The organism is Glutamicibacter soli (genome assembly GCF_052322135.1).
In the GTDB taxonomy this organism is placed as follows: domain Bacteria; phylum Actinomycetota; class Actinomycetes; order Actinomycetales; family Micrococcaceae; genus Glutamicibacter; species Glutamicibacter soli.
On the sequence record NZ_CM125969.1, the window covers coordinates 3,184,836 to 3,211,832 of the forward strand.

Genomic DNA, 26,997 nt, shown 5'->3' on the forward strand with positions numbered 1-26,997 from the left:
CGCCATTTAGTGCGGCGGGGCGATCTCGTGGTCCAGCGGCTTGCGCTGTTTCCCACTGCCGCGCGGCTCCTGGCCGCGCGGTTTTTGTTTTGGAAGGGATTTCCGTTCCAGCTTGAATCGGCGGAACGTCAACGGACCGGGAGGCAGCATGAATGCTTCCAATTGCTTGCGCACGTCTGGAGCTGGATTTCGTTGAAGTTCACGCAGGTGGTCTTCGTAGTTCGGAAGGGAATGCGGAGGCCCGAAAACGCCGCCCTGGGGCAGGGCGTCCTCGACGTCCTTGCGCGGCCCGTCAAAGGTCACCGTCATCTGCCTGGGCGAGGTTCGGTTCTGCCGTCCATCGGTTCCGGGAACCATGTCCTTGGAATCTTCCACCGACAAGGTTCTCACTTCTGATGGCACCGGAATGCCGCCAATCGGCGAGCCCAAGGTCAGCGCACGGGTCATGGTGAATTTCTTGCGCATCAACTTGTTCTTCAACAGGTTGGCAACATGGATGCCGCCCTGGGAGTAGCCGGTGAGAATCACCTCGTCACCGGGCCCCGCCCCCGAGTATTCCAAAGCCTGGGCAATCGGTTCGGCAAAGTTTTCCGAATCGCGGCCGAATCCGTCGACGATGCCCATCGAGTCGAAGGGATTGGCTCCCCCGAAACCGTCCTGGGTTCCCGGCAGCACCAGAACAAAGGTCTTCGAATCAAGCTGCGCGATGACGAATTTGCCCTGTTCCTCGGCCCCGCCGTCGTATAGCAAACGGTGCAAGGTGGCGTAGTCGTCCAGATTTCCATTGGCCTGCAGTTGCTCGGGCGGCTGCTCCCCTGTCAGTTCCAGCCGGCCGTCGGGGTCCATGGTGCCGACCGCTTCGCCCAGCTGCTTGGTGGTTTCGGTGACCAGTGCATCCATGCCGGCTTCGGGCCGCAAGATATTCCACGGGTTGGCGAGCATCAGCAATTGCAGCATGGTTTCCATCTGCTGCGTCGGTGGCCTGTTGCCGTTGCCCGATGTCTCTTGGAGAAATCTCGTCACGACATGCAGCCAATTCGCCGCGAGCAGCATTTTCTCCGTCACTTGCTCTGCTGACTCGTAATTCTCGATGGCCGCACGCACCCGTTCATCCAGGCGCCGCCCGGCGATAACTGCCTCGGTCGCATGCAGGTAGCCGTTGCGCAGGTGCTCCGCGAGCAGCGCAAGATTGTAGCCACGGGCCGCCACTCCCGCGATGCTGCATTGGAGGTTGACGTCGTCCTGGCACTGCGCAGCCTGCTGCGCGGCGCGCAGCAGGCTCAATTCCATCTGCTGCAGCCGGGTATAGACATCGACGCAGATGGCTCGGGAATCCGCGTAATCCACGGCGTTGTAATTGACGTCATATCCCATGCTCAGGACGCCATCCGCTGCTCGTTGATCTGGGCTTCCAACGCATGGATTTCGTTCGTGGCCACTGCCAGATAGGCCTCGGCATCCACCAGCACCCCGGCCAGCACCTGGAGCCGTCCGCTCAGCTCCCCCACCTGCGCAGCGAAAGCCCTGCCCGCTTCAGATCTCCAAGTCAGCCCGCTGATCTGGGACAACTGGCCAATAGCGAACCGGGTGGTGTCCTTGGCATCGGAAAGCTGGAATGCCACCGAATCCAGCGTTGCCTGAAACATCATCGCGCTACTCCCGCCTCGTGGGCCGTCCTCTGCACGGCAGGCCCGTGAGCCTTCAGGATGCCCGTATCCGCCGTCCCGGGCAGGCGCTGGCCCGCGGAATGTGGATTAGGCCCGAGCGTAAAAAGTATGCCGCGGTGCCAAGGGATGAAAGAATAAGAGCATGGTTGAGATTGCGCGCACTTCCCTTGCTAATGAACCCCTGGCGTTGACCGCCCTCGACGGACGCTACCGCGCGGCCGTCGCCCCGCTGGTGGACTACCTGTCCGAGGCGGCTTTGAACCGCGATCGCATTCACGTTGAAGTTGAATGGCTGATCCACCTGACCGACAACTCCGTGCTTCCGGGCACCTCGCCGCTCACCGCTGAGCAGAAGGCTGCGCTGCGAAAGATCGTCACCGACTTCAACGCCGATTCCGTGCAGGAACTGGCCGAGATCGAGGCAGTGACCGTCCACGACGTGAAGGCCGTCGAGTACTACATCGCCAATCGCCTTGAAGGCATCGGCATTGCCCAGCTCAAGCCGCTGGTCCACTTCGGCTGCACCTCTGAAGACATCAACAACCTGTCCTACGCGCTGGGCGTGCAGGGTGGCGTGCAGCAGGTCTGGCTGCCGGCAGCCCGCGACCTGGTCGCGCAGCTGACCAAGATGGCCGAGGAGTCCCGCGACGTGCCGATGCTCTCGCGCACCCACGGCCAGCCAGCCACCCCGACCACCCTGGGCAAGGAACTGGCCGTGCTTGCATGGCGCCTGACCCGCCAGCTGGACCGCGTCGAGAAGACCGAGTACCTGGGCAAGATCAACGGCGCCACCGGCACCTACGCCGCCCACTACGCTTCGGTTCCAAACGCCGACTGGCAGCAGATCTCCCAGGGCTTCGTCGAGCACCTGGGACTGACCTGGAACCCGCTGACCACCCAGATCGAGTCGCACGACTGGCAAGCAGAGGTGTACGCGGACATCGCCCGCTTCAACCGCATCCTGCACAACCTGTGCACCGACGTGTGGAGCTACATCTCCATCGGCTACTTCGCGCAGATCCCGGTGGCCGGTGCCACCGGCTCCTCGACCATGCCGCACAAGGTCAACCCGATCCGCTTCGAGAACGCCGAAGCGAACCTGGAAATCTCCAACGGCCTGCTGGACACCCTGGGCGCAACCCTGGTCACCAGCCGCTGGCAGCGCGACCTGACCGATTCCTCCTCGCAGCGCAACATCGGTTCGGCTATCGGCCACTCGGTGCTGGCCATCTCCAACGTCGCCAAGGGCCTTGACCGCCTGGACGTTGCCGAGGCAGTGCTGGCCGACGACTTGGACCACAACTGGGAGGTCCTCGCCGAGGCCATCCAGATGGTCATGCGTGCCGAGGCCATCGCCGGTGTCGAGGGCATGGACAACCCGTACGAGCGCCTGAAGGACCTGACCCGCGGCCATCGCGTGGACGCGACCCGCCTGAAGGAATTCGTCGGAGAGCTGGGCCTGTCGGCCGAAGCCGAGCAGCGCCTGCAGTCGCTGACCCCTGGCACCTACAACGGCATTGCTTCCCAGCTGGTGGATCACCTGAAGAAGTAGTCGTTTTACCTTTCCGGCTTGGTCCCGTCACCCTATGGTGACGGGACCAGCTTCGTTAATGGACGCGGTGGAACAGCGGCACCGTTAACGGACAATTACGCAATGCTTGGACTCCAATGAATCAACTGGATCATTCCTTGGCGATGGGAGTGCCCTGGTGATATCTCAGTACGGGCCCCTCCAGCTCCCATAACGAGGAATGCCTGCTGGCCGTCGCGTGCTTCTGAATCCGATAGGTCACCAGCACCAGTCCGGGACCTACGGGGTTGAAAAGCCATTCAGAAGTCTGCGGCAAAATGCCCGCAGGCTCCGACTGCAGCGCGGCCACGAGGTCCTTGCGCACCCACCGACGACCTGACCTGCCGATCTCGGCGAAGTCGGGTGCGAGGTAGGACTCTGTCAGCTGGCTGTCATGTCGCACCTCAGAGGAAAGCAGCGCCAACTCGGCCTCATACACATCCCGATATTTTGAGATATCCGATTCCCACATGCATCAAGCCTACGGTCCGGATCCTTCAACTTCCCCTGTGGAACGTTCAGTCCGCTCTCGTTTCCAACAGGTTACCGGCCCCTCTCGCCACGGCCTTGGAGAAGTGACCCCGAATTGCCACCGAGGCAACAACAAACGCATGCCGCTGAAACCTCGCTCTGGAATGCTCAACAGCATCCACAAGTGAAAGGCATCGAGTCGCATGAGCACGCAATCCCGCCAACTACGTCCCGCCGTTGACCAGCTGGAAATCACCCGGGGTCGTTGGGTCCACAACTGGGACGCGGAGAATCCTGACTTCTGGCAGTCCGTGGGCCGGCGCACGGCCGGGATAAACCTGCGCTGGTCGATCTTCGCGGAATTCCTCGGCTTCGCTGTCTGGCAATTGTGCGCGATCCTCGCCGTGTACCTGCCGGCCGCCGGATTCGATTACAGCACGAGCCAGCTATTCTGGCTGATCTCCATGCCCAGCCTGGTAGGTGCCACCCTGCGCATCCCGTACACGTTTATGGTCGCCCGCTTCGGCGGGCGGAACTGGACCATCATCTCCGCGCTGCTGCTCCTGATCCCGGTCACCGGACTGGCGCTGGCCACGGCGAACCCCGAGACGCCTTTCTGGATCATGCTGACCCTGGCCGGGCTTTCGGGTTTCGGCGGCGGCAACTTCGCCTCCTCGATGGCCAACATCACCTACTTCTATCCCGCGGCCCAGAAAGGCTGGGCCCTCGGGCTTAACGCGGCCGGAGGCAACCTGGGTGCGGCCATCGCCCAGCTGCTGGTACCGATCGCAATCACGATCTTCGCTGCGGGAACACTGCAGCTTCCCATGGCCGGCCTGATCTGGATCCCGCTGATCCTGGCCGCAGCGGCCGGCGCGGCCAAGTACATGCACAATCTCTCCAACGCCCGCAGCGACGTGCGCGGTGCGCTGGCCTGCCTGCGCGAGAAGCACCTGTGGATCATCGCCGGGCTCTACATCGGCACCTTCGGCTCGTTCATCGGTTTCTGCGCGGTATTCCCCAAACTGCTGGCCGATACCTTCACCGAGTACTCCTCGCTTCAATTGGGCACCGCAGTCGTTTCCCTGGCCTTCCTCGGACCGCTGGTCGGGTCGCTGGCACGACCCTACGGAGGACAGCTGGCCGACCGCTTCGGCGGGGCCCGCATCACCCTGGCAGCCTTCGCGGTAATGGCCGCGCTGACTCTCGCGCTGATGCTGAGCCTGGGACAGGTGGACTTCCCGGTCTTCCTGGGATTGTTCCTCGCCCTGTTCACCGCGGCAGGCCTCGGCAACGGCTCCACCTACCGCATGATCCCGGCAGTCTTCGCCCTCTCGGGACGTCGCAGCGGCCGTACCCGAGCCGAGCAGGCGCGCAGCGCCGCCGCGGCCCTGGGCCTGGTTTCGGCCATCGGCGCCTACGGCGGATTCCTGATTCCGCAGGTGCTGGGCTTGTCCCTGTCGAAGCTGGGTTCCTACGTGCCAGCCTTCGGAGTGTTTGTGGGACTCTACGTGCTGCTGCTGGCGGCGACCTGGTTCTGCTACGTACGCCGCGGTTCGGGTTTCGCGGGGAAGGCCTGAGATGGCGGTCGCGACGCACTGCCCCTACTGCGCGCTGCAGTGCGGGATCACCCTTGATGCAGGCACCACGCCGGTGGGCTTGAGCGGACGGAACTTCGAAACCAACGGCGGGGCGCTGTGCCGCAAGGGATACAGCGCCGCGCAGCTGCTGGACCACCCCGAACGACTGCATTCCCCGCTGGAACGCGGGGCCGACGGCGTGCTGCGCCCGGTGAGCTGGGAGCGGGCGCTGGAACTGGTGGTGCACCAGGTGCGCACTGTGCAGAAGGCCCACGGGAAGGACGCGGTGGCGGTATTCGGCTCCGGCTCGCTGACCAATGAAAAGGCCTACCAGCTGGGCAAGTTCGCGCGGCTGGCACTGGGCACCTCGCGCATCGACTACAACGGGCGATTCTGCATGTCCTCGGCCGCGGCAGCCGGCAACAAGGCTTTCGGACTGGACCGCGGGCTGCCCTTTCCGCTGGCGGACCTGGACCGGGCAGGCACCATCATGCTGCTGGGCTCCAATGTCGCTGACACCATGCCGCCCTTCGTCAGGCATCTGGAATCCGCGCGGGAGAACGGCGGGCTGATTGTCTCCGACCCGCGCTGCTCGGCCACGGCGGAATTGGCGGACATCCATGTGCAGCCGGCGCCCGGCACGGACCTGCAGCTGCTGCTCGGCCTGGCCCACGTGCTGCTGGCCGAGGACCTGGCCGATACCGGCTACCTGGCAGCCCGCGTTTCCGGGCTGGACCCGCTGCGTACTTCGCTAGCGGCCTGGTGGCCCGAACGGGTGCAGTCGCTCACCGGAGTCCCGGCCAGCGTGATCCGGCAGACCGCGCGCGCTCTGGCTTCCGCGGCCCAAGCAGCCCATGCCGGCGGCAAACCCGTGTACATCCTCACCGGGCGCGGGGTGGAACAGCATGCCAACGGCACCGCCACGGTGTCCGCTGCGATCAATCTGGCCCTGCTGCTGGGATTGCCAGGAACCCTGGCCGGGGGTTTTGGCACCATCACCGGACAGGGCAACGGGCAGGGCGGGCGCGAACATGGGCAGAAGGCCGACCAGCTGCCCGGCTACCGCAAGATCACCGACCCGGCGGCACGCAGGCATGTGGCGGGCGTCTGGGGCGTGGATCCTGACATCATCCCCGGGCCGGGCATCCCGGCGGCGCAGCTGCTGGCAACCCTGGGAGAACCTGGCGGGGCCCGGATGCTGCTGATGCACGGCTCCAACCCGGTCATCTCCTCCCCCAATGCCAACCGCACCGCCGCGGCGCTGCGCCGGCTGGACTACCTGGTCGTGTCCGACTTCTTCCTCTCGGAGACCGCCGCGCAGGCGGACCTGGTGCTGCCGGTGCTGCAGTGGGCCGAGGAAGAAGGCACCATGACGAACCTGGAGGGCAGGGTGCTGCGCCGCCGCGCCGCCTTGGCCGCCCCGGCCGGGGCGCGCAGCGAGCTGTGGCTGCTGGCCGAACTGGCCGACCGGCTGCAGGCCCCGGCCTCCTTCAGCGCGGACCCGCGGGAGGTCTTCGCGGAACTGGGCCGGGCCTCGGCCGGAGGCATCGCCGACTACTCTGGGGTGGACTACAACAGCCTCGATGCGGGTGCGGCGGTCTATTGGCCCTGTCCCGCCGGCACACCGATCAGCCAGCTGCCCGGCGAACGCTCGGGCACCCCGCGGCTGTTCCTTCAGCGCTTCGCCCACCCCGACGGCAAGGCGCGGCTGGAACCGGTCTACCCGCAACCGGCTGCCGGCGTTCACGCCGGCAGGAAGCCCGGGAGCATTTCGCTGGTCACCGGGCGGCTGCTGGAACACTACCAATCCGGGGCGCAGACCCGCCGGGTGGCCGAGCTGCACCGGGCCGCGCCGGCCGCCCTGGCGGTGATCCATCCGGACACCGCGCTGGCCCGCGGCATCAGCGACGGGCAGGACGTGCTGCTGGAAAACACGCACGGACGCGTCGAGGCGAGGGCCCGCCTGGATGCGGGAATCCGGCTGGACACCGTGTTCCTGCCCTTCCACTTCCCCGAAACCCAGAACGCCAACCTGCTCACCGGCGACGCGGTGGACCCGGACAGTTCAATGCCCGAGTTCAAGCACGCGTCGGTGCTGCTGTCCCGATCGGAGCGAGATGAGTGAACGACTGGTAGTCATCGGCTTCGGGCCCGTGGCCTCAAGCCTGGTCGAGGGCCTGCTGCCCGCGGTCAGGTCGAAGGAACTTGATCTGACGGTGCTGGGCGCGGAAGAGCGCGCCGCCTACAACCGCGTGCTGCTGGCCGAAGTCGCCATCGGGGCTGCCAAGCCCGAGCACCTGGGCATGGCCGACGAACCCCGGCTGCGCGCGGCGGGTGTGGACTTGCGGCTGGGCACGGCCGCCACCGGGGTGGACCGGGCCCGGCGCGTGGTGCACACCGCCGACGGCCCGGTCCCCTACGACCGGCTGGTCTTCGCCACCGGCGCCCGCCCGGTGATCCCCTCGCTGGCCGGGCTGAATTTCGACCCGCATGCGGACACCGAGCTGCCTTCCGGCGTGCTGGTATTGCGCACCCTAGATGATGCGCTGCAGCTGCAATCGGTGCTTCGAGAAGATGGAAGGGTGCTGGTGCTCGGCGGTGGCATCCTGGGTTTGGAGGCGGCGCTGGCCATGGCATCCGCCGGGTACCGGCCGGTGCTGGTGCACCACGGCCCGGCGCCGCTGGGACGCGTGGTGGATGCCGACGGCGGCACCCTGCTCATCCGGCAGCTGGAAGCAGCCGGGGTTCAGGTGTTCTCCGGGGTGCGCGCCACCGGCGTGCAAAAGCAGAACGGACGCTTCCATGCGCTGGCCACCGAAACCCACGGGCTGCTGCATGCCGATGCCCTGCTGGTGTCCACCGGGGTGCGTCCCCGCACCGAACTGGCCGAAGGCTGCGGCTTGGCCGTCGGGAGCGGGATCGCGGTTAACGAGCAGCTGATGGCGGATTCCAGCGGGCGCCTCTTCGCCGTGGGCGACTGCGCCGAGGTGGCCGGGCGTCGTCCCGCGGGATTGCTTGCCCCGGGCTGGGCGCAGGCCGGTTGGCTGGCGGACTACCTGCTCAGCCATCCGGCGCCGCACCCTTCCGCTCCCGCCCCGGACCTGGGGTGCATGCAAGGTCCCCAGGCCCAGGGCGGCGAGATCCTGATGCTCAAGGGGCAGGGGCTGGAACTCACTGCTGCCGGCACGGTGCAGGCCGGATTCTTCGACGACCCCGCACAGCAGGTCACCGTGTATGCGGATCCAGCCTCCGGACGCTATCTGAAGATCGTGGCGCGCCACGGCGTACCCACCGGTTTCCTGACCCTGGGCCTGCCGCGCACCGGGGCCGAGCTGGCCTTGGGTTTTGAGCGCGGCAGCGCGCTGCCGGTTGACCCTTCACTGTTGTTGCGGCTGGATGCGCCATTCGAGGATGCGCAGGCACCCGCCGGGGCCGACGACCAGTTGTGCCGCTGCTCGGGCGCCACCTACGGCCAGGTGGCCCAGGCGGTCCAGGCTGGTTGTTCCACCGTCCAAGAGGTGGGCGCGAACTGCCGTGCCGGCACCGGCTGCGGCGGCTGCAAGGAGCGTATCGAGGAAATGCTCAGGCTCCCGGCCCGGATCTAGCCCGGCGGCGGGAGCCTGCCGGTTCCCGCCGAAGCCCGGCCCGGTCATTGAACCAGCACATTAAGCCAGCACACGCCGCCAGGTTTTCCTAGCGGCGTGTGCTGTGTTGCGTCGATCTGCGTATTGACTTGAAGCTGGACTTGTTGGAGCGTGACTGGTCATCTGGGGCTGCTGGCCAGTGGATCCGTGTTCACCTCCTACCAGCCGAACCATGCGCTGTGTTCAAGGTCAGCCACGTCCTCGCCCTTGATGTCAGCGTGCCTGCTCATTTCGAAGCCTCGATCCATAGCCGACCGTCGAGTTCCTGCACCCCGAACACCTGCAGCGCGGTGCCCTGCGCGCTCAGGCAATCTCCGGTGTCCAAGCGGTAGATCTCCTTGTGCAGCGGGCAGGCGATGGTGGCCACGCGGTGGCCGTCCACGGTGGCATCCCCCAGGATGCCGCGGGCCATGACCTTGGCCCCGGTGGAAGGGCAGCGGTGGGAGCTGGCGTAGAAGCCGGAGTGCTCCGTGCGGTATACGGCGATCTGCTTACCTTCCAGCCAGGCGGCTTCGCCCCAGCCCGTTTCCAGGTCGTCTGCGAAGCAGAGTTCGGACAGTGCGGCCGGTGCGTCAATCAGTTGCGTGGTCATCGGTGGGTCCTTTCGCTGGTGTTCCGATGCTTCGAGCCTAAAAGCGCAATGTTTCAGCCGCCGTCCCACCCCGTTGCCGGTCGGTAAAGCCCGATTCACAGCCCCGCGGCGGAACTGTGCTACGAACATGTTTCAAATCCCTCACCGCCGTAGGGCGCGGCTGCTGGAGAAAATTGCGCCCGGTGAAACACCGGGGTAACTGCGGGGCAAAATCCGTTTCCTAGGCTGGTGCCAGACGCTCCACACCCCGTGGGTCCGCCAGCGAAAGGGCATCATGAATACCTCCAGCGAACAGCGACACATCCTCGTGATCGGCGGCGGTCCGGCCGCGCACCGCTTTGCCGAAGCCATGGCCACCCGCCGGCCGGCAGGCACCCGACTGACAGTGCTCACCGAAGAGGCCCACCTGCCCTACGACAGGGTGGCCCTGTCCAAGGCGCTGACGGATCCCGGCGTGGACCTGACCCTGGGCGAGGCGGAACTATGGGAGCAGGAGCACCTCACCCTTGAAACCGGGGCCCGCGCGGTGGCCTTGGACAGCGCCGCCCGCGTGGTGCGCACCGAGGACGGGCGCGAATTCGGCTACGACGAGCTGGTGCTGGCCACCGGCTCCAACGCCGCAACCCTGCCGATCCCCGGCGCCGAACTGACCCATGTCTACCGCACTCTGGAGGACGTGCGGGGCATCGCCAAGCAGGTGCGCACCCTGGCCGCAACGCTGGGACGCACCCCGGTGGTTGCCACCATCGGCGGGGGCCTGCTGGGGCTGGAAGCCGCAGCCGGGGTGCAGGCCCTGGGCGCGCAAGCGCTGATCATCGACGGCGGGAACTGGCTCATGGGCACCCAGCTGGACCAGGGGGCCGGGCAGGCGCTGGGGCGCCTGATCGCCCAGAAGGACCTCACGGTGCACGGCGGGGTGTACCCGGAAAAGATCCTCTCCGAGAACGGGCAGGTGACCGGCGTGCACATGGCAGACGGCAAGGTCATCGCGGCTGACATGGTGATCGTCTCCATCGGCGTGCGCCCGCGCGACGAACTGGCCCGCACCCACAACGAGGCCCAACCGGAGGACGGCGCGCGCTTCGGCATGGGACCGCGCGGCGGCATCGTGATCGACAGCGGCTGCGCCACCGAGGTAGAGCACGTCTGGGCCATCGGCGAGGTCGCCAACTTCGGCGGGCTGTGCGTGGGTCTGGTCGCCCCGGCCAATGCGATGGCGGAAGTAGCCGCCGACCGGCTGACCGGCGGGCAGGGGGAATTCACCGGGTTCGACACCGCCACCAAACTCAAGCTCTCCGGGGTGGACGTCGCCTCCTTCGGCGATGCCTTCGCCCGCTCCGAAGGCGCGCTGGAAGTTGTCTACGCGGATGCGGCCCGCGGGCTGTACCAGAAGCTGGTGGTCTCCGAGGATGCCACCACCTTGCTCGGTGGCATCTTCGTGGGCGACGCGAGCCCGTACCAGGCGCTGCGCCCATTGCTGGGACGCGAGCTGCCCGCGGAGCCCGGCGCTTATCTCGCCGCCGCTGGCGGGCAGGCGCCGGACACCGAGCTGCCCGATGACGCGGTGGTGTGCTCCTGCAACAACGTGGACGCCGGGACGGTCCGCGGCGCGGTGGGTGGCGCTTGCGCCGGCTGCGGCCCGGCTACCACGGTGTCTGGGCTGAAGTCCTGCACCAGGGCCGGTACCCAGTGCGGATCCTGTGTGCCGATGCTCAAGAAACTGCTGGAAACGGAAATGGCCAACAACGGCATGGAAGTCTCCACTGCCCTGTGTGAGCACTTCAGCCTCTCCCGCCCGCAGCTTTTCGAGGCCGTGCGCCTGGCTGGGCTGGGCACCTACCCGCAGATCATGGCGCGTTTCGGCACCGGCAGCGGCTGCGACATCTGCAAGCCGACCATCGCTTCCATCCTGGCCAGCCAGACCAACGTGCACCCGATGGACGCCGGTCTGGCAGGGGCACAGGACACCAACGACCGCGTCATGGCCAATATGCAGAAGGACGGCACCTATTCGGTGGTGCCGCGTATCCCCGGCGGGGAGATCACCCCGGAAAAGCTGGGGGTCATCGCCAGTGTGGCGCAGAAGTACGGGCTGTACACCAAGCTGACCGGCGGGCTGCGCATCGACATGTTCGGCGCCCGGCTGGAGCAGCTGCCCCAGATCTGGCGCGAGCTGGTGGACGCCGGGTTCGAGTCCGGCCAGGCCTACGGCAAGTCGCTGCGCAATGTGAAAACCTGTGTCGGCTCCACCTGGTGCCGCTACGGCATGCTGGATTCGGTGGGCATGGGCATCGACATCGAGCTGCGCTACCGCGGGCTGCGCGCGCCGCACAAGTTCAAGATGGGTGTCTCCGGCTGCGCCCGCGAATGCGCGGAGGCCCGCGCCAAGGACGTCGGGGTCATCGCCACCGCGGAAGGCTGGAACCTGTACGTGGGCGGCAACGGCGGAGCCAACCCGGCCCACGCCCAGTTGCTGGCCGGCGGCGTGGATGACCGGACGCTGCTGCGGTACATCGACCGATTCCTGATGTACTACATCCGCAGCGCCGAACGCCTGCAGCGCACCGCCCACTGGATCCAGGAACTGCCCGGCGGCATGGACACCGTGCACAGCGTGGTGGTCGAGGACTCGCTCGGGCTGGGAGCGGAGCTCGAGCAGGCTATGGAACGCCATGTCTCCAGCTACCAGGACGAATGGGCGGCCACGCTGGCGGATCCTGAGAAGCTCAAGCGTTTCCGTTCCTTCGTGAACGCACCCCAGATCTCCGACACCGAGCTGGAATACGCCAGCGAACGCGGCCAGCGCCACCCGGTGGACCTGGGCGCGAGCATCCCCGTGCGCCCGGCAGCCAACTGAGAAACGAATGAATCGACAAGTTATTGCCGGTGAAACAATTGCGAAATTTCCAGGCAAAAAGACCTGGATAGCATGTGAATCAAGCCGAAACAGCGAGCACCCTGGAGCGTATCCCCATGTCACAGAATCATCCACGCAGTCTTGCAGCAACTCTGGGCACCGTGTGCCTCCACGCCGAGGGCCGCACCGCCCTGTTGGCCCGGGAGAGTGAAAAATGATCGGGGCGCACATCGAGCTGGGCGGCTGCACGGTCCTGCTGGCGGCGGCTCCGGGAACCTCCGCCCGCGCCGCGCGGTACCTGCAGGCGCAGTTCGTCGACACCCTGCTGCAGGCCAGCACGCCGTTGGGGGCCGCGGCACTGCTGGGACAGGCAGACATCCTGGCCCTGTGTTCCGGGCAGTCCCTGAAATTCGCCGCGCTGCGCCAACAGGCTGTGGCCCAAGGCATTCCGGTGGTCGAGCTGGACCCCGGCGCAATGGGCGGCCGCATCACCCTGGTCGGCGGAGGACCCGGCGCCCTGGACCTGCTGACGCTGCGCGCGGCCGCCGCGCTGGCCAGCGCGGACGTGGTTTTCTGCGACCGGCTGGCGCCCGGTGAATTCCTGGACCGCCTCGCGCCGCAGGCCCGCGTCGTCGACGTGGGCAAGCGGCCCGGGCACCACAAGATCGCCCAGGAGCGCATTGAGGACCTGATGCTGCAGGAGGCGCTGCGCGGCCGCCACGTGGTGCGGCTCAAGGGCGGGGATCCCTACGTGTTCGGCCGCGGATTCGAGGAACTGCGCACCGCCAGCGCCGCCGGGATCCCGGTCGAGGTGGTTCCCGGGCTGTCCTCCTGCATCACGGTGCCGGCCGCGGCCGGCATCCCGGTCACCGCTCGCGGGGTCACCCGCGCCTTCACCGTGATCTCGGGCCATGATCCCCTGGAGGAGCACCAGCTGCGCCAGCTGGCAGGCCTGGGCGGAACCATCGTGGTGCTGATGGGCATGGGAACCCTGGAGCATACCGCGGCGGGGCTGCGCCGCTGCGGGCTGGCGGCCGACACGCCCTGCGCCGTCATCGAGTCGGGAACCACCGGCACCCAGCGCACCACCCACGCCACCTTGTCCACGCTGGCCGCGGCGTCCCGGGCGGCCGGCTGCGCGAACCCCGCGGTGATCGTCATCGGACAGGTCGCGGCGCTGCCGCTGGCCCTGGACGCGATGCCGCCGCTGAGCCTGGGAGCCACCGCATGAACGGCGCGCAGCAGCTGGCAGGATTCCGCATCGCGGTGACCAGTGACCGGCGCTCCAACGAACTCATCGAGGCCCTGGAACGCCGCGGGGCCGAAACCGCCCACACCCCGCTGCTGCGGCTCGCTCCGCTGGAGGACGAGCAGTTCCTGCTCGGCCAAACACGCAGGGTCATCGCCGAACGCCCCTCAGTGCTGGTGGTGACCACCGCCTACGGGCTGCGCCGCTGGTTCGACACGGCGGAGGCCGCCGGCCTGGGCGACCAGCTGGGACGGGCGCTGGAGACCTGCCGGATCTTCACCCGCGGGGCCAAGGCGCTCGGCGCGGTGCGGGCGCTGGGCCTGCCGGTGGCTGGAAGCGCCGCGGCAGGAACCAGCGAAGCGCTGCTGCAGCTGCTGCACGGCGAGGTGCAGGGGGCCAGCGTGGCGGTGCAGATGCACGCGGACAACGACCGCCCGCTGGCCCGCGACATCAGGGCGCTCGGCGCCGCGCACGTGCTGAAGATCGAACCCTACCGCTGGCTGGAGAGCAGCGGCGCCCCGCACATCCTCACCCTGCTGGACGGCATCTGCGCCGGCCGCTTCGACGCGGTGACCTTCACCAGCGCCCCCAGCGTGCACTCCTTGCTGACCGCCGCGGCCTCCCGCGGCATGCTGCCCACGCTGATCCGCTCATTCAACGAACGCGTGCTGGCCGCGACGGTGGGGCCGGTGACCGCCGAACCCCTGATCCAGGCCGGGGTGCGCAGCCCGCTGGTTCCGCAGCGCCACCGCATGGGCGCCATGGTGCTGCAGCTGGCCACCGCCCTGGCCGACCAGGGCACGCTGAGCGTGGATACCTCCCGCGGCCTGTGCCAGCTGCGCGGGCGTACGCTGTCGCTGAATGACGAGGACTGCACGCTCACCCCGCTGCACGCCGAGATCCTGCGCTGCCTGCTCCAGGCCGGCGGCAATGTGGTCTCCCGCGATGAGCTGGCCACCTCGCTGAGCACCCTGCCTTCACGCCATGCGCTGGACATGACGCTCAGCCGGCTGCGCAAGAACCTGCCCGATCCGCAGCTGATCACCACGGTCATCAAGCGCGGCTACCGCATCGCCTGAGCCTTCACCAGCGCGGGTGGATCTGGGCGCGCAGCTTCCGGTCGTAGAGATCGCGCACGGAAGCGGAGAATTCCCCGGAGATCCGCAACGACCCTGCGGCGGCGTTGGCCAGTGCCTGCGCCGTGGAGCGGGCTCCGGGGATGACGGTGCTGATCCCGTCCTGCGCGGCCAGCCAGGCCAGGGCGACCTGGGCGCTGGAGGCGCCGGGCGCCTCGGCGGCGGCCAGTTCCGCGAATTCCCGTGCGGCCTGCAGCCCGGTGGCGTAGTCGACCCCGGAGAAGGTCTCGCCCACGTCGAAGGCTGACCCGTCGCGGTTGAAGTTCCGGTGGTCGTCGGCCGCGAACCGGGTGTCCTCGGTGTAGCGGTTGGCCAGCAGGCCGCTGGCCAACGGGACGCGGGCGATGACGCCCACGCCTGCCTCGCGCGCGGCGGGCAGCACCTGCTCGATGGGCTTGTGCCGGAAGGCGTTGACGATGATTTGCACCGTGGCCACGTTCGGCCGCGCGATGGCGGTCAGCGCTTCGTCCACGGTTTCCACCGACACGCCGTAATTGGCGATGCGCCCCTCGGCGACCAGGGTGTCCAGCGCATCGTAGACGGCGTCGTTGGAGTAGACGGCGGTGGGCGGGCAGTGCAGCTGCACCAGGTCTAGGGTGTCCATTCCGAGGTTCTCGCGCGAGCGGTCGTTCCAGGCGCGGAATGCTTCAAGCGTGTAGGCCTCGGGTACCTGCTCCACACGGCGGCCCATCTTGGTGGCGACGGTGACGCCCGCCTCCGGGTTGGCCTTGAGCCAGCGGCCGATCAGCTGCTCGCTGCGTCCGTCCCCGTAGACGTCGGCGGTGTCGAAGAAGTCCACACCCCCTGCGTGGGCGGCGTCCAGCACGGCCAGCGCGTCGTTCTCGTCCACCGAGCCCCAGTCGGCGCCGAGCTGCCAGGTGCCCAGCCCGATCACGGAGACGCTGCGCTGTGTTCTTCCTAGTTCACGATGTTCCATAATCCGAGTCTAGTCCGCGACCGGGTGCCGGCCGGGGGCACCCGCCGGCGCTCCCACCGTGCAGTGCTACAGCAGCCGGCTGCGGTGCCCGGTCCTCGCTTCGAGGGATTTCAGCACATGCCGGCGGGCGGCCTGCTCGATCTGCGCGCTGGGCACCGAGCCCCGGATGAGATCCAGCAGTTCCCCGTGCTCTTCAACGGATTCGCGCGCGCGGTCCCGGTCCACGGCGGCGCCGGGCCCGCGGATGCTGGAGAACTTCTTCCATTCGGACCGGGCCAGTTCCAGGATCCTCTCGTTGGGGCAGGCCGAATACAGCACCTCGTGGAATTGCGTGTTGAGCTCCTCGAAGAGTGCGGGATCGAAGTCATCGAGCATTGACAGGATGCTGCCGTTGATCTCTTCGGCCCGCTCGATGTCGGCCGCGCCCAGCTGGCCGGCGGCCAGCGACGTGGCAGTGCCGTCGAGGACGGCGAGCGCTTCCATGCCTGCCCGGTAGGCATGGTCGTCGATGACCGCGACGCGGGCCCCGACGTTGTGCACGATCTGCAGCAGCCCCTCGGCGGCCAGGCGCTGGATGGCTTCGCGCACCGGCACCCCGCTCACTCCGAGCTCTGCCGCGATGGGAGCTGCCAGCACCCGCTGGTAGGGCTCGAAAGCTCCCCGCTCGATCTGCTCCTTGATGTGGGCGTATGCGGTGTCCGCCTTACTTTGCGCACCGCGCCGCCGTGGCTCCGAAGTAGGCACCATCCCCCGCTTCCGTCGTCGCACCGCTGGCCTCGAGTATCGCGGAAGATGTTTGCTCCCACCCCTGAAGACTATCGCACCGGCGGGGATCGGCCCGTTTCCTTGACCCGCAGATTTTATAATATAAAGTAAGTTGCGTAGCTCACTCACTCGCACCAGATCGAAGGACCCCATGCACGCAAGCACCCCGACCGCCCCTGCGACCAATGAACTCCAGGACCTCTTCGGCGACCGGTTCATAGCCGGAGGCTCCGAGCTGGACCGCGTTTCGCGGGACGAGTCGCGCTACGAGCCCCAGGGCCCCGCGCTGGCTGCGGTGTTCCCCGAATCCACGCAGGAGGTCTCCGCCGCGCTGCGCTGGGCCAACCGGTACGGGGTGAAGGTCTCGGTGCGCGGCACCGGAACCGGTCTGAGCGGCGGGGCGCTGGCCTATGCCGGCGGGCTGGTGGTGTCGCTGGAGCGGATGAACAAGATCGTGCGGATCGACCCGGTCAACCGGCTGGCAGAGGTCCAAGCCGGCGTCATCAACGCGGAGCTGAACCGGGCGGCCGCGGAGCTCGGGCTGTTCTTCGCCCCGGATCCGGCCAGCGCCGAGATCTCCAGCATCGGCGGGAACATCGCCACGAACGCCGGCGGGCTGCGCTGCATCAGCCACGGGGTCACCCGCGACTCGGTGGCGGCCCTAGAAGTGGTGCTGGCCGACGGCAGCATCCTGCACACCGGCGCCCGCACCCTGAAGAACGTCGTGGGCCTGGACCTGACCAGCCTGTTCGTCGGATCGGAGGGGACCCTGGGGGTCATCACCGCCGCCACGGTCAGGCTCAAGGCGATCGCCCCGGGCACCCCGCGCACCTTCCGCGCCAGCTTCACCTCCATCGAGGACGCCGGGCGCGCGGTGACGGCGATCGTGAACGGCGCGCAGACCCCCGAGGTGCTGGAGCTGCTCGATGCCCGCAGCGTGCAGATCATCGAGGCCTACAAGCCCTCCGGCCTGCCCTCGGACGGCTGCGCCCTGCTGATCGGCCAGTTCACCGGGCTGCAGGCGGAGCAGGCCGCCAACGACACCGCAGAACTGTGCCGCGGCTACGGCGCCGCGCAGGTGGTGATTGCGCAGGACGACAGCCTGCTCGAAGCACGCCGCCTGGCCAATCCCGCGTTGAACGCCCAGGGGCTGCGGGTCTCCTGCGACGTCGCGGTGCCCGTCGGGGAACTGGCGGAGGTGTTCCGCGGCATCGAGCGGATCGCCGAAGCCCACGGGCGCACCATCTCCGTGGTGGCCCATGCAGGCGATGGCAACCTGCACCCGACGGTCGAGGCCGAGGACACCCCGGAGGGCTACGCCGCCGCGGAGGTCGTCATCGGCGACATCACCAGGCTGGCCCTCAAGCTGGGCGGAACCATCAGCGGCGAGCACGGCATCGGCCTGGTCAAGCAGGCCGAGCTGCCCTGGCAGCTGGACGAGGCCACCTTGCACACCCAGCAGATGATCAAGTACGCGCTAGATCGGAAGAACATCCTGACTCCGGGGCGCGGCATCTAGGGCAAGCCGGACCAGCAGGTCCGCGGCCACGGACACCGCGATGGCCGCGGGCTGCTTGCCGGGAATGCCCGGCAGCCCGATGGGGCAGGTGATCCGCGCGATATCCTGCCGCTCGTGGCCGGAATCGGCCAGCTTCTTGGTGAAGCGCGCATATTTGGCGGCCGAGCCGATCAGCCCCACATAGCCAAGGCCCGGGCGGCGCAGCGCCGCGTCGCACAGGTGGAAGTCCTCCGCGTGGTCGTGGGTCATGATCAGCACCAGCGACCCGTCGGGCAGCTCGGCCATGACCTGTTCGCCGAGCACCGCGTGCTGCCGGCGGATCATCGCCGGCGGGGCAGAGGCCGCCAGCGCATCCAGCTGCGCGAGCTGCTCGGCGCGCGCGTCGCAGAGCACCAGTTCCACGTCGTGGCGGGCCAGGATGTGCGCCAGTTCCAGGCCCACATGGCCGATGCCGAAAACGGCGATGACCGGCCGCGCCGGCACCGGTTCGAGCAGCACCACCGCTTCTCCCCCGCAGCACTGCCTGCCGAAGTCCGCCGCGGCCTTGTCGTTCAGCCGCAGCACCAGCTGTTCCGGCGACCTGGCCGAGGAGGCGAGCATCTGCCTGGCGCGGGCGGCCACCAGCATCTCCATGTTCCCGCCGCCGATGGTGCCCAGTAGCTCGCGGTCGGTGACCACGAATTTCGCGCCGGCTTCCCGCGGGGTGTGCCCGCGCACCGACACCACGGTGGCCAGCACCGCAGGTGTGCGCTGGGCGCGCAACCTGGCCAGGTCCTCAATCCACACGTCCGGCGCCTTCCCAGGCGTCCCGGGCTTCCTGCACCGCCCAGAACACCGCTTCCGGGGTGGCGGGGGACGCCAGCTTCACGCGGTGCCCGGCCGGGCCGAAGGCGGCCACCGCCTGGCGCAGCGCCTCGCGCACGCTGAAGGCCAGCATCAGCGGCGGCTCGCCGACCGCCTTGGAGCCGTAGACCACGCCGTCCTCGTGCGCGTCGTCCAGGAACTCGACGTTGAACACCGGCGGCATCTCGGAGAAGCTGGGCAGCTTGTAGGTGCTGGCGCTGGCGGTGGCCAGCCGGCCCCGGTGCGGTCCCTTGGTTTCCCAGCGCAGGTCCTCCAGGGTGAGCCAGCCGGCGCCCTGGATGAAGCCGCCCTCGATCTGCCCGCGGTCCACCAGCGGGGACAGGGATTCGCCCACGTCGTGCACGATATCCACGCGGCGCAGCTGGTAGGAGCCGTCGAAGCGGCTGACTTGCACCTCCGAGACGGCCGCCCCGTAGGCGAAGTACTTGAACGGCTCCCCGCGCATGGTTTCCAAATCCCAGTGCAGGCCGGGTGTGCTGTAGAACCCCGCGGCCGAGAGCTGAATCCGGCCGAAGTAGGCCTTGGACACCAGCGTTTTCCAGTCCAGCCACCGGCCGCGGGCATGGGCCGCCCCGTCCCGGAAAACCACATCCGAGGCTTCGGCGTCCAGCTCCGCGGCGGCCAGCACCGCCAGCCTGGCAAGGATTTGCTCGCAGGCGTCTTTCACGGCGGCGCCGTTCAGGTCGCTGCCGGTGCTCGCCGCGGTGGCTGAGGTGTTGGGCACCTTGTCCGTCCGGGTCGGAGCCAGGCGCAGGAAGGACAGCGGCAGGCCCAGCGCCGTGGCGGCCACCTGCAGCACCTTGGTGTGCACCCCTTGGCCCATTTCCGTGCCGCCGTGGGTGACCAGTACCGACCCGTCCTTGTAGACCAGCACCAGGGCGCCGGCCTGGTTGAAGGCGGTGAAGTTGAATGAGATGCCGAACTTCACCGGGGTGATGGCCAGGGCGCGTTTTGCGTGCGGGTGCGCGGCATTGAAGGCCTCGATCTGTTCCCGGCGGGTCGCGAACTGCGAGGAGTCCAGCACCTGCTCCCACACCCGGTGCAGCCGTTCGGCATGGCGCACCGGCTGGTAGTACGGGGTGTCCTGGCCGGGGACGTAGAAGTTGCGGCGGCGCAGCTCCTGCGCGCTGAGCCCCAGCTTCGGGGCCACCTCACCCAGGATGTTCTCGATCACCAGCATGCCCTGCGGCCCGCCGAAGCCGCGGAAGGCGGTCTGCGAGGTCTTGTGGCATTTGGCCACCCGGCCGCGCACCTGGATGTTGGGGATCCAGTAGGCGTTGTCGATGTGGCACATGGCGCGGGTCAGCACCGGCTCGGAGAGATCCAGGCTCCACCCGCCGTCGCTGGTCAGCTGCGCGGCCAGGGCCACAATCTTCCCATGCTCGTCGAAACCGATCTTCCAGGAGGCGTGGAAGCCGTGGCGCTTGCCCGTCATGGTCAGATCCCGGGCTCGTTCAAGCCGCACGCGCACCGGCCTGCCGGTGAGCACCGCTCCGAGGGCGGCGACCGCTGCATAACCGTGCGGTTGCATTTCCTTGCCGCCGAACGCCCCGCCCATGCGCAGCGCCTGCACGGTCACCCGGTGGGCGTCGACCCCCAGCACGTGGGCTACGATGTCCTGGGTTTCGCTGGGGTGCTGGGTGGATGCATGCACCATGATCTGCCCATCGGATTCGACCTGCGCCAGCGAGCTCTGGGTTTCCAGGTAGAAGTGCTCCTGGCCGGCGAATTCGAATTCCCCGGAGAACACGTGGGGCGCGGCGGCCAGGCCCGCGGCTGCCTCGCCCTTGTCGATCACCGGCTGGATGCCGTGGAAGCTGTTGGCGGCGATGGCCTCGCCCAGGGTCACCAGCGCGTCCAGCGGCTCATAGTCCACCTCCACCGCGGCTGCCCCGGCCTTGGCAGCTTCCAGGTCCTCGCCCAGCACCCAGGCCACCGGCTGGCCGTGGAACATGACCTCGCCCACCGGGAGCATCGGCTCGTCGTGCTTCGCGCCCTGGTCATTGACCCCGGGGATGTCCTGGGCGGTCAGCACCAGCCGCACTCCCGGAACCTGCAGCGCGGCGGAGGTGTCGAGCCTCAGCAGCTTGGCATGGGCGTGCGTCGACTGCACGGGATAGGCGTGCAGCACCCCGGTCAGGGCCCCTGCCAGGTCTTCGGTATAGTGCGCTTGGCCGGTGACATGGGCGTAGGCCGATTCATGCGGGATGGCCCGCCCCACCACTGAACCCTGCGGGCGCTGGTTGTGCTGGATGCTCATGCTCCTGCCCCCGTTCCGCTGTCCTGCTGCGCGAAGAACCGCTCAAGCGCGGAGCCCAGCATCGCCTGCCGGTAGGCGGCGCTGGCGCGGTGGTCGTCCAGGGGCGTCCCCTCGGCGGCCAGGATCCCGCCGGCACCCCTCATGGTTTCCTCGCTCCAGGCCTGTCCGACCAGTGCCTGTTCGGCGGCGGTAGCCCGCAGCGGGATCGCCGCCACCCCGCCCAGCCCGATCCGCGCGCGGGAGATCAGCCCGGCGTCGACCTCGAAGGCCAGCGCGACGGCGGTGCTTGAAATATCGTCGAAGCGGCGCTTGGCGACCTTCTGGAAGGACACCAGCCCAGCCAGCGGCAGCGGGATGCGGACCGCGGTGATCAGTTCCTCGGGCCGGCGCACGGTCTGCCGGTAGCCGGTGAAGTATTCATCCAGCGGCACCACGCGCTCCCCGGCACTGCAGGCCAGCACCAGCTGCGCGTCCAGGGCCAGCAAAACCGGTGGCGAATCCCCGATGGGCGAACCGGTGCCGAGATTCCCTCCGAGCGTCGCCGAGTTGCGGATCAGCCGGGAGGCGAAGTTCGGCCAGAGCAGCGACAACAGCGGAACCCTCCCGGCCAGCACGCGCTCAAGTTCGCTCAGCGTGCAGGCGGCCCCCAGTTCCAGGCAGTCATCGGTCTCCACCACCCGGCGCAGCTCCTGAAGCCGGTCGATGGCCAGCACCGACTGGGCCCGCGCGAACCTCATATTCACCTCGACGCCCCAGTCGGTCGCCCCGGCCACCACCCGGGTTCCCGGTTCTTCGGCCAGGATCCGCAGCGCTTCGGCCAGCGAGGCGGGCCGGCGGTAGCGTCCGGGATCTCCTGCCGGGGTATCCGCCCTGCCGTAGTCGGTGGCCGCGGGGGCCGTCGCCGGCGCTTGGGCCAGCTGGTCCTCAGGCTCTGGCATCCCGAGCGCGAAGGCGGCATCCCTGATGGGCCGGTAGCCGGTGCAGCGGCACAGGTTTCCCGACAGCGCATGCAGGTCGAAGCCGTTGGGCCCTCCGGCATGGTGGCCCGGGGCCTCGGCGACCTGCTCCTCGGCGCGTTCCGGGCGGTAGTATTCAGCGGCCATGGCGCAGATGAACCCAGGGGTGCAGTAGCCGCACTGGGATCCGCCGCGCTCGGCCATTTCGCGTTGCACCGGGTGCGGCTCCCGAACGGTGCCCAGCCCCTCGGCGGTCAGCACGTGCTGGCCGTCCAAGGCGGCGGCCGGCAGCAGGCACGCATTCACCGCGGTCCAGCGCGGGCGCTCTCCGTCGGGACGCGCCACCAGGATGGCGCAGGCGCCACATTCGCCTTCGGCGCAGCCTTCCTTGCACGAGGTCAGCCCGAGCCCGCGCAAGAAGTCCAAGGCGTTGGTATGCGGCGGCCCGGTGAATTCGCGGGCTTGCTGGTTGACGGTGACGGTGCACCCGGGCGTTCCCGCAGCTTCCGAAACCACAGTGCCTCACCTCCTGCGCCCTGCGCGGGCGCATAGTGAAAGAAGTTGAACGATTTGTGCATGCTCGGCCGGGAGCTGGCGGACTCAGCCTCGGGGCGGGAGAAATTCCCGCCCGGAGCGGAACTGAGCACCATGCAGCCGCGGCCCGCGGTTAACACCCGTGGGCGATCTGGCCCTTCCCCCAAGCCAAGGACCCGCCCATGACGCGCCTCCCGTGGTTGTTGCACCGAACTTCATTCAATTATTGAAACTACCACACTTAGTGTGCTCCAGCTCACACCCGGGCGCATCGAGTGCTTCCCACTGCGCGGGATTCCGCCGTATAGCCACGGAAAAAAGAACGCGCGAACCGGATGCGGTTCACGCGTTCTGCAGAATTCTCACCGAATCAGAGCGGCATAGGCCTGTCGCCCGCTTCGCCCTGCTCCTCGGAGATCACCTTGATTTCCAGGCCCTTGCTGTCATAGAGCTTGCCGTCGATCAGCCGGTCGCCGTCCTGCAAGCCGGTCAGCTGGTACTTGTAGACGGTGCGGCCCGAATCCTCCTTCTTGCGCCAGGTCAGTTCGTTGAAGATGATGTTCAGCAGCACAGCCATGATGGTGGCCGAGGAAATGCTTGACTGGAAGATGGTGCCGACCCAGGTCGGGAAGTGCTCGTAGAAGTCGGGCTTCACCATCGGGATGCAGCCGAAGGCCAGCGAAGTCGCGATGATCAGCATGTTCATGTTGTCGTCCTTGGCCTTGGCCAGGGTGCGGATGCCGGCTGCCGCCACGGATCCGAACAGCACGATGCCGGCGCCGCCGAGCACCGGGGTCGGGATGGAAGCCACGACGCGCCCGAGCACCGGCAGCAGGCCCAGGATCACCAGGATGCCGCCGCCGGCGGCCACCACGAAGCGGCTCTTGACGCCGGTGATCGCCACCAGGCCCACGTTTTGCGCGAAGGCGGACTGGGTGAAGGTGTTGAACACCGGGGCGACGGTGGAGGAAAGCATGTCGGCACGCAGGCCGTTGGCGATGCGCTTGGCATCGACCTTGGAGCCGGTGACCTCGGCAACCGCGAGCATGTCGGCGGTGGTTTCGGTGTAGGTCACCAGGATCACGATCATCATGGAGATGATCGCGCCGAGTTCGAAAACCGGCAGGCCGAAGGCGAAAGGCGTCGGGAACGCGAAGATGTCCCCGTCCAGCACGGTGGAGAAATCGGCCAGCCCCATGAAGGCGGCCACGACGGTGCCCAGCACGATGGACAGCAGGATCGACAGGCGCGAGAGCGCAGGGACTCCGGACTTCGACAGGGCCAGCAGGATCACAAGGGTGATGGCGGCCAGCGCGATGTTCTTCAGCGACCCGTAGTCCTCGCCCGCGGTGGCGCCGCCCATGGCCCAGTCGGCGGTGACCGGGAACAGCGACATGCCGATGATGGTGATGACCACGCCGGTGACCACCGGCGGGAAGAATCTGAGCAGCTTGGCGAAGAACGGGGCGATGACGATGCCGATGGCGCCGGCCGCCAGCACCGCACCGAATACCGCAGGCATGCCTCCGCCGCCGTTGAGGATGGCGATCATGGTGGCCACGCCGGAGAAGGAGGTGCCCTGCACCAGCGGCAGCTGGGCGCCGAAGAACGGGATGCCCAGGGTCTGCAGGATCGTTGCCAGGCCTCCGATGAACAGGCAGCTGGCCACGAGCACGCCGATTTGCGCGGTGTCCATGCCAGCGGCTCCGCCCATCACCAGCGGCGGCGCGATAATTCCGCCGTACATGGTCAAGACGTGCTGGAAACCGTAGGCGATGGTGCGCCCCGGGGGCAGGCGTTCGTCTTCGGGTCGGGTGCTGGTGGCTGCGTTGCTGCGGGCCGCGCTCATAGGAAGATCCTCATCGATGGACTGTAGCGGCTCCTCTGACCCGGGAGCCGGACACCTTATATTGTGTCGCAACAATACAGCCTCTTCCGGGGGCAAGCGCTTGACGTGATGCACTTTGCATCATCCAGTCCCTGCCCGCGCGGCCCGTTTTCCGCGGGAACGAGCACAGCCCACGGACGGAATTCAGTTCGAATCCCGTCCGTGGGCTGTTGTTTAGCGCTCAGCTGTCCAATGTCGGACCCGGATCCTCGGTGTGCTCCACAAAGCGCACCATCATTGCCTTGAATCCCGGGGTGTTGGACTCGCGGGCCACCAGGTCGCGGTGCACCAGCGCGTTGGCCTCCGGGAAGTAGGCGGCGACGCAGCCCTTGGCCGTCGGGTAGGACACCAGCCGGAAGCGGTTCGCCCGGCGTTCGGTCCCGCGGAAGGTGGAGATGACGTCCACCAGGTCGCGGTCCTTGAAACCGGCTTCCTGGAGGTCCTCGGGATGGATCAGGATGACGCGGCGCCCGTCCTTGATCCCGCGGTAGCGGTCATCCAGCCCGTAGAACGTGGTGTTGTACTGGTCGTGCGAGCGCATGGTCTGCAGGATCAGGTGGCCTTCCGGGGCTTCGAGCGCCTCGAATTCGGAGACCGTGAAGCGGCCCTTGCCGATGTCGGTGGCGAAGGAGCGCGAATCGCGCGGCGGGTTGGGCAGCACGAACCCGTTTTTCTCGCGCACCCGGCGGTTGAAGTCCTCGAAGCCGGGCAGCACCCGGGAGATGTGGTCGCGGACCACGTCGTAGTCCTCGGCCATCGCACGCCAGTCCACCGCATGGTCGTCGCCCAGGATGGCCTGGGCCATGCGCGCGACGATCACCGGCTCGGAGAGCAGGTGGTCGGACACCGGGTTCAGCCGGCCCTGGGTGGAGTGGATGACCGACATGGAGTCCTCCACCGACAGGAACTGGGCGCCGCCGGGGTGCTTGTCGTCCTTGTCGGTGCGGCCCAGGGTGGGCAGGATCAGCGAGGTCTGCCCGTGCACCACGTGCGAGCGGTTGGGTTTGGTGGAGATGTGCACGGTCAGCTTGGCGCGCTGCATGCCGGCTTCCAGCGCTTCGGTCTCCGAGTTGGCCAGCGCGAAGTTGCCGCCCATGGAGACGAACACATCGATCTCGTCCTTCTCGAAGGCGTGCAGCGCCTCGGTGGAGTCGTAGCCGTGCTTGCGTGGCGACTCGATGCCGAATTCCTCATCCAGCGAGGCCAGCAGCTTCTCGGTTGGCTTCTCCCAGATGCCCATGGTGCGGTCGCCCTGCACGTTGGAGTGGCCGCGCACCGGGCAGGCGCCGGCGCCGGGTTTGCCGAAGTTGCCCTGGAGCAGCAGCAGGTTGATGATTTCCTTCAGCGTCGGCACCGAGTGCGGCTGCTGGGTCAGGCCCAGCGCCCAGCAGATGATGGTCGCCTTGGACTTGGCCAGCAGCCGGGCGACATCCGTGATTTCGGCGCGGGTCAGCCCGGTGGCCTTTTCGGTGGCGTCCCAGTCGATGGAGGAGCGGGCCTGCTGGTAGGCCTCGAACCCGTCGGTCACCGAGGCGATGAACTCGTGGTCCACCACGGAGCCCGGGTTCTCGCCCTCGAACTGCAGCAGCAGGTGGCCGAAGGCCTGGAACAGGGCCAGGTCGCCGCCGACCTTGATCTGCAGGAAGTCGGTGCAGATCGGCTCCGCCTTGCCCAGCATGCCCTTGACCGTCTGCGGATCCTTGAATCCGAAGAATCCTGCTTCAGGCAGCGGGTTGACCGCCACGATGCGCGCCCCGCGCTTGCGGGCGTCGGCCAGCGCGGAGAGCATGCGCGGGTGGTTGGTGCCGGGGTTCTGGCCGACCACGAAGATCGCCTCGGCATGCTCGAAGTCCTCCAGCGAGACGGTGCCCTTGCCGATGCCGATGGTCGGGTTCAGCGCCGTGCCCGAGGATTCGTGGCACATGTTGGAGCAGTCAGGCAGGTTGTTGGTGCCCAGCGAGCGGGCCAGCAGCTGGTACATGAACGCGGTTTCGTTCGCCGTGCGCCCGGAGGTGTAGAACACGCAGCGGTCCGGGGCGGTGGCGTTGACGTGCTCGGCGATCGTGGAGAACGCTTCGGGCCAGCTGATCGGGCGGTAGTGGGTCTCCCCCGCGTGGATGATCATCGGGTTGGTGATGCGGCCCTGGGAGCCGAGCCAGTACTCGGTTTTGTCCTGCAGCACGGAGATCGGGTGCTGGGCGAACCACTCGGGGGTCACCGTGCGGGCGCTGGCTTCCTCGGCGATCGCCTTGGCGCCGTTCTCGCAGAATTCCGCGGGCTTGCGGGCGCCGGTAATCGATTCGGGCCAGGCGCAGCCCGGGCAGTCGAAGCCGCCGCGCTGGTTGATGCGCAGCATGGAACGCAGGGTCCGCGAAGGGCCGGCTTCGGAGAAGCCGCGTTCCATGGACACCATGACGGCCTTGAGTCCCGCGGCCGCGTGTTCGGGCTCGGTGACCTTCAGGTCGTCCTCGTTGATGTCTTCCTTGGGAGCCGGGCGATGCATGTCAA

19 protein-coding genes are annotated in these 26,997 nt (G+C 67.8%); 8 read left to right on the top strand and 11 right to left on the bottom strand.

Annotated elements, in window-relative coordinates; genetic code table 11:
* Positions 1-6: 6 nt before the first annotated feature.
* A complete protein-coding gene (locus tag ACTX90_RS15120; RefSeq protein ID WP_443442331.1) occupies positions 7-1,374 on the bottom strand; it encodes a hypothetical protein in 1,368 nt (455 codons plus the stop codon).
* Positions 1,375-1,376: 2 nt separating this feature from the next.
* A complete protein-coding gene (locus ACTX90_RS15125; RefSeq protein WP_047120159.1) occupies positions 1,377-1,649 on the bottom strand; it encodes a hypothetical protein in 273 nt (90 codons plus the stop codon).
* Between the two features lie 160 nt (positions 1,650-1,809).
* On the opposite strand from ACTX90_RS15125, the gene purB reads away from it, so the two are divergent.
* Positions 1,810-3,219, top strand: coding sequence for an adenylosuccinate lyase (gene purB / locus ACTX90_RS15130; RefSeq protein ID WP_047120160.1), 1,410 nt, complete (start codon positions 1,810-1,812; stop codon positions 3,217-3,219).
* A 130-nt stretch (positions 3,220-3,349) separates the two neighbouring features.
* Here purB and ACTX90_RS15135 read toward each other — a convergent pair whose 3' ends face one another.
* On the bottom strand, positions 3,350-3,709 hold the full coding sequence (locus ACTX90_RS15135) for a nuclear transport factor 2 family protein (protein ID WP_052772495.1): 360 nt from the start codon (positions 3,707-3,709) through the stop codon (positions 3,350-3,352).
* Between the two features lie 202 nt (positions 3,710-3,911).
* Between ACTX90_RS15135 and ACTX90_RS15140 the strand changes: the two genes are divergently transcribed.
* From ACTX90_RS15140 to ACTX90_RS15150, 3 genes are read left to right on the top strand one after another with little or no spacing between them, the layout of a single operon-like run.
* Positions 3,912-5,288 carry an MFS transporter gene (locus ACTX90_RS15140; RefSeq protein WP_113607031.1) on the top strand — a complete coding sequence of 459 codons (1,377 nt, stop codon included), beginning with the start codon at positions 3,912-3,914 and terminating at the stop codon, positions 5,286-5,288.
* A gap of 1 nt (position 5,289) precedes the next feature.
* Positions 5,290-7,413, top strand: coding sequence for a molybdopterin oxidoreductase family protein (locus tag ACTX90_RS15145; protein WP_443442332.1), 2,124 nt, complete (start codon positions 5,290-5,292; stop codon positions 7,411-7,413).
* Positions 7,406-8,893: an FAD-dependent oxidoreductase gene (locus ACTX90_RS15150; RefSeq protein WP_047120163.1), complete on the top strand. Its 1,488-nt coding sequence runs from the start codon at positions 7,406-7,408 to the stop codon at positions 8,891-8,893. Before ACTX90_RS15145 ends, ACTX90_RS15150 begins: the two co-directional genes overlap by 8 nt.
* 265 nt (positions 8,894-9,158) lie before the next feature.
* On the opposite strand, the gene nirD is transcribed toward ACTX90_RS15150, so the two are convergent.
* The gene (nirD, locus tag ACTX90_RS15155) at positions 9,159-9,524 is read right to left on the bottom strand and encodes a nitrite reductase small subunit NirD (RefSeq protein WP_113607034.1); all 366 of its coding nucleotides are present in this window, start codon (positions 9,522-9,524) and stop codon (positions 9,159-9,161) included.
* Between the two features lie 274 nt (positions 9,525-9,798).
* On the opposite strand from nirD, the gene nirB reads away from it, so the two are divergent.
* From nirB to ACTX90_RS15170, 3 genes are all read left to right on the top strand, one after another.
* Complete coding sequence (gene nirB / locus ACTX90_RS15160; RefSeq protein ID WP_443442333.1) at positions 9,799-12,381, top strand: nitrite reductase large subunit NirB; 2,583 nt, start codon at positions 9,799-9,801, stop codon at positions 12,379-12,381.
* 214 nt (positions 12,382-12,595) lie between these two features.
* Positions 12,596-13,612, top strand: a complete 1,017-nt coding sequence (gene cobA / locus ACTX90_RS15165; protein ID WP_047120166.1) for a uroporphyrinogen-III C-methyltransferase — start codon at positions 12,596-12,598, stop codon at positions 13,610-13,612.
* The gene (locus tag ACTX90_RS15170; protein ID WP_047120167.1) at positions 13,609-14,709 is read left to right on the top strand and encodes a uroporphyrinogen-III synthase; all 1,101 of its coding nucleotides are present in this window, start codon (positions 13,609-13,611) and stop codon (positions 14,707-14,709) included. Before cobA ends, ACTX90_RS15170 begins: the two co-directional genes overlap by 4 nt.
* Before the next feature lie 4 nt (positions 14,710-14,713).
* Here ACTX90_RS15170 and ACTX90_RS15175 read toward each other — a convergent pair whose 3' ends face one another.
* Both ACTX90_RS15175 and ACTX90_RS15180 read right to left on the bottom strand, forming a co-directional pair.
* Complete coding sequence (locus ACTX90_RS15175) at positions 14,714-15,703, bottom strand: aldo/keto reductase (RefSeq protein WP_113607037.1); 990 nt, start codon at positions 15,701-15,703, stop codon at positions 14,714-14,716.
* A gap of 66 nt (positions 15,704-15,769) precedes the next feature.
* Entirely contained in the window at positions 15,770-16,450 is a 681-nt protein-coding gene (locus ACTX90_RS15180) for a GntR family transcriptional regulator (protein ID WP_424678293.1), read from the bottom strand.
* Positions 16,451-16,619: 169 nt separating this feature from the next.
* Here ACTX90_RS15180 and ACTX90_RS15185 point away from each other — a divergent pair, with 169 nt between their 5' ends.
* Complete coding sequence (locus tag ACTX90_RS15185) at positions 16,620-17,987, top strand: FAD-binding oxidoreductase (protein ID WP_443442334.1); 1,368 nt, start codon at positions 16,620-16,622, stop codon at positions 17,985-17,987.
* Here the strand turns inward: ACTX90_RS15185 and xdhC are convergent.
* The 5 genes from xdhC to ACTX90_RS15210 form a co-directional block, all read right to left on the bottom strand.
* Entirely contained in the window at positions 17,946-18,773 is an 828-nt protein-coding gene (gene xdhC / locus ACTX90_RS15190) for a xanthine dehydrogenase accessory protein XdhC (RefSeq protein WP_443442335.1), read from the bottom strand. The two genes, ACTX90_RS15185 and xdhC, sit on opposite strands and share 42 nt — an antisense overlap.
* Entirely contained in the window at positions 18,763-21,111 is a 2,349-nt protein-coding gene (xdhB, locus tag ACTX90_RS15195; protein WP_443442336.1) for a xanthine dehydrogenase molybdopterin binding subunit, read from the bottom strand. Before xdhB ends, xdhC begins: the two co-directional genes overlap by 11 nt.
* Positions 21,108-22,583 carry a xanthine dehydrogenase small subunit gene (locus ACTX90_RS15200; protein WP_443442337.1) on the bottom strand — a complete coding sequence of 492 codons (1,476 nt, stop codon included), beginning with the start codon at positions 22,581-22,583 and terminating at the stop codon, positions 21,108-21,110. Before ACTX90_RS15200 ends, xdhB begins: the two co-directional genes overlap by 4 nt.
* A 388-nt stretch (positions 22,584-22,971) precedes the next feature.
* Positions 22,972-24,450 carry a nucleobase:cation symporter-2 family protein gene (locus tag ACTX90_RS15205; protein WP_443442338.1) on the bottom strand — a complete coding sequence of 493 codons (1,479 nt, stop codon included), beginning with the start codon at positions 24,448-24,450 and terminating at the stop codon, positions 22,972-22,974.
* 220 nt (positions 24,451-24,670) lie between these two features.
* On the bottom strand, positions 24,671-26,992 hold the full coding sequence (locus tag ACTX90_RS15210; protein ID WP_443442339.1) for an FdhF/YdeP family oxidoreductase: 2,322 nt from the start codon (positions 26,990-26,992) through the stop codon (positions 24,671-24,673).
* Positions 26,993-26,997 lie beyond the last annotated feature (5 nt).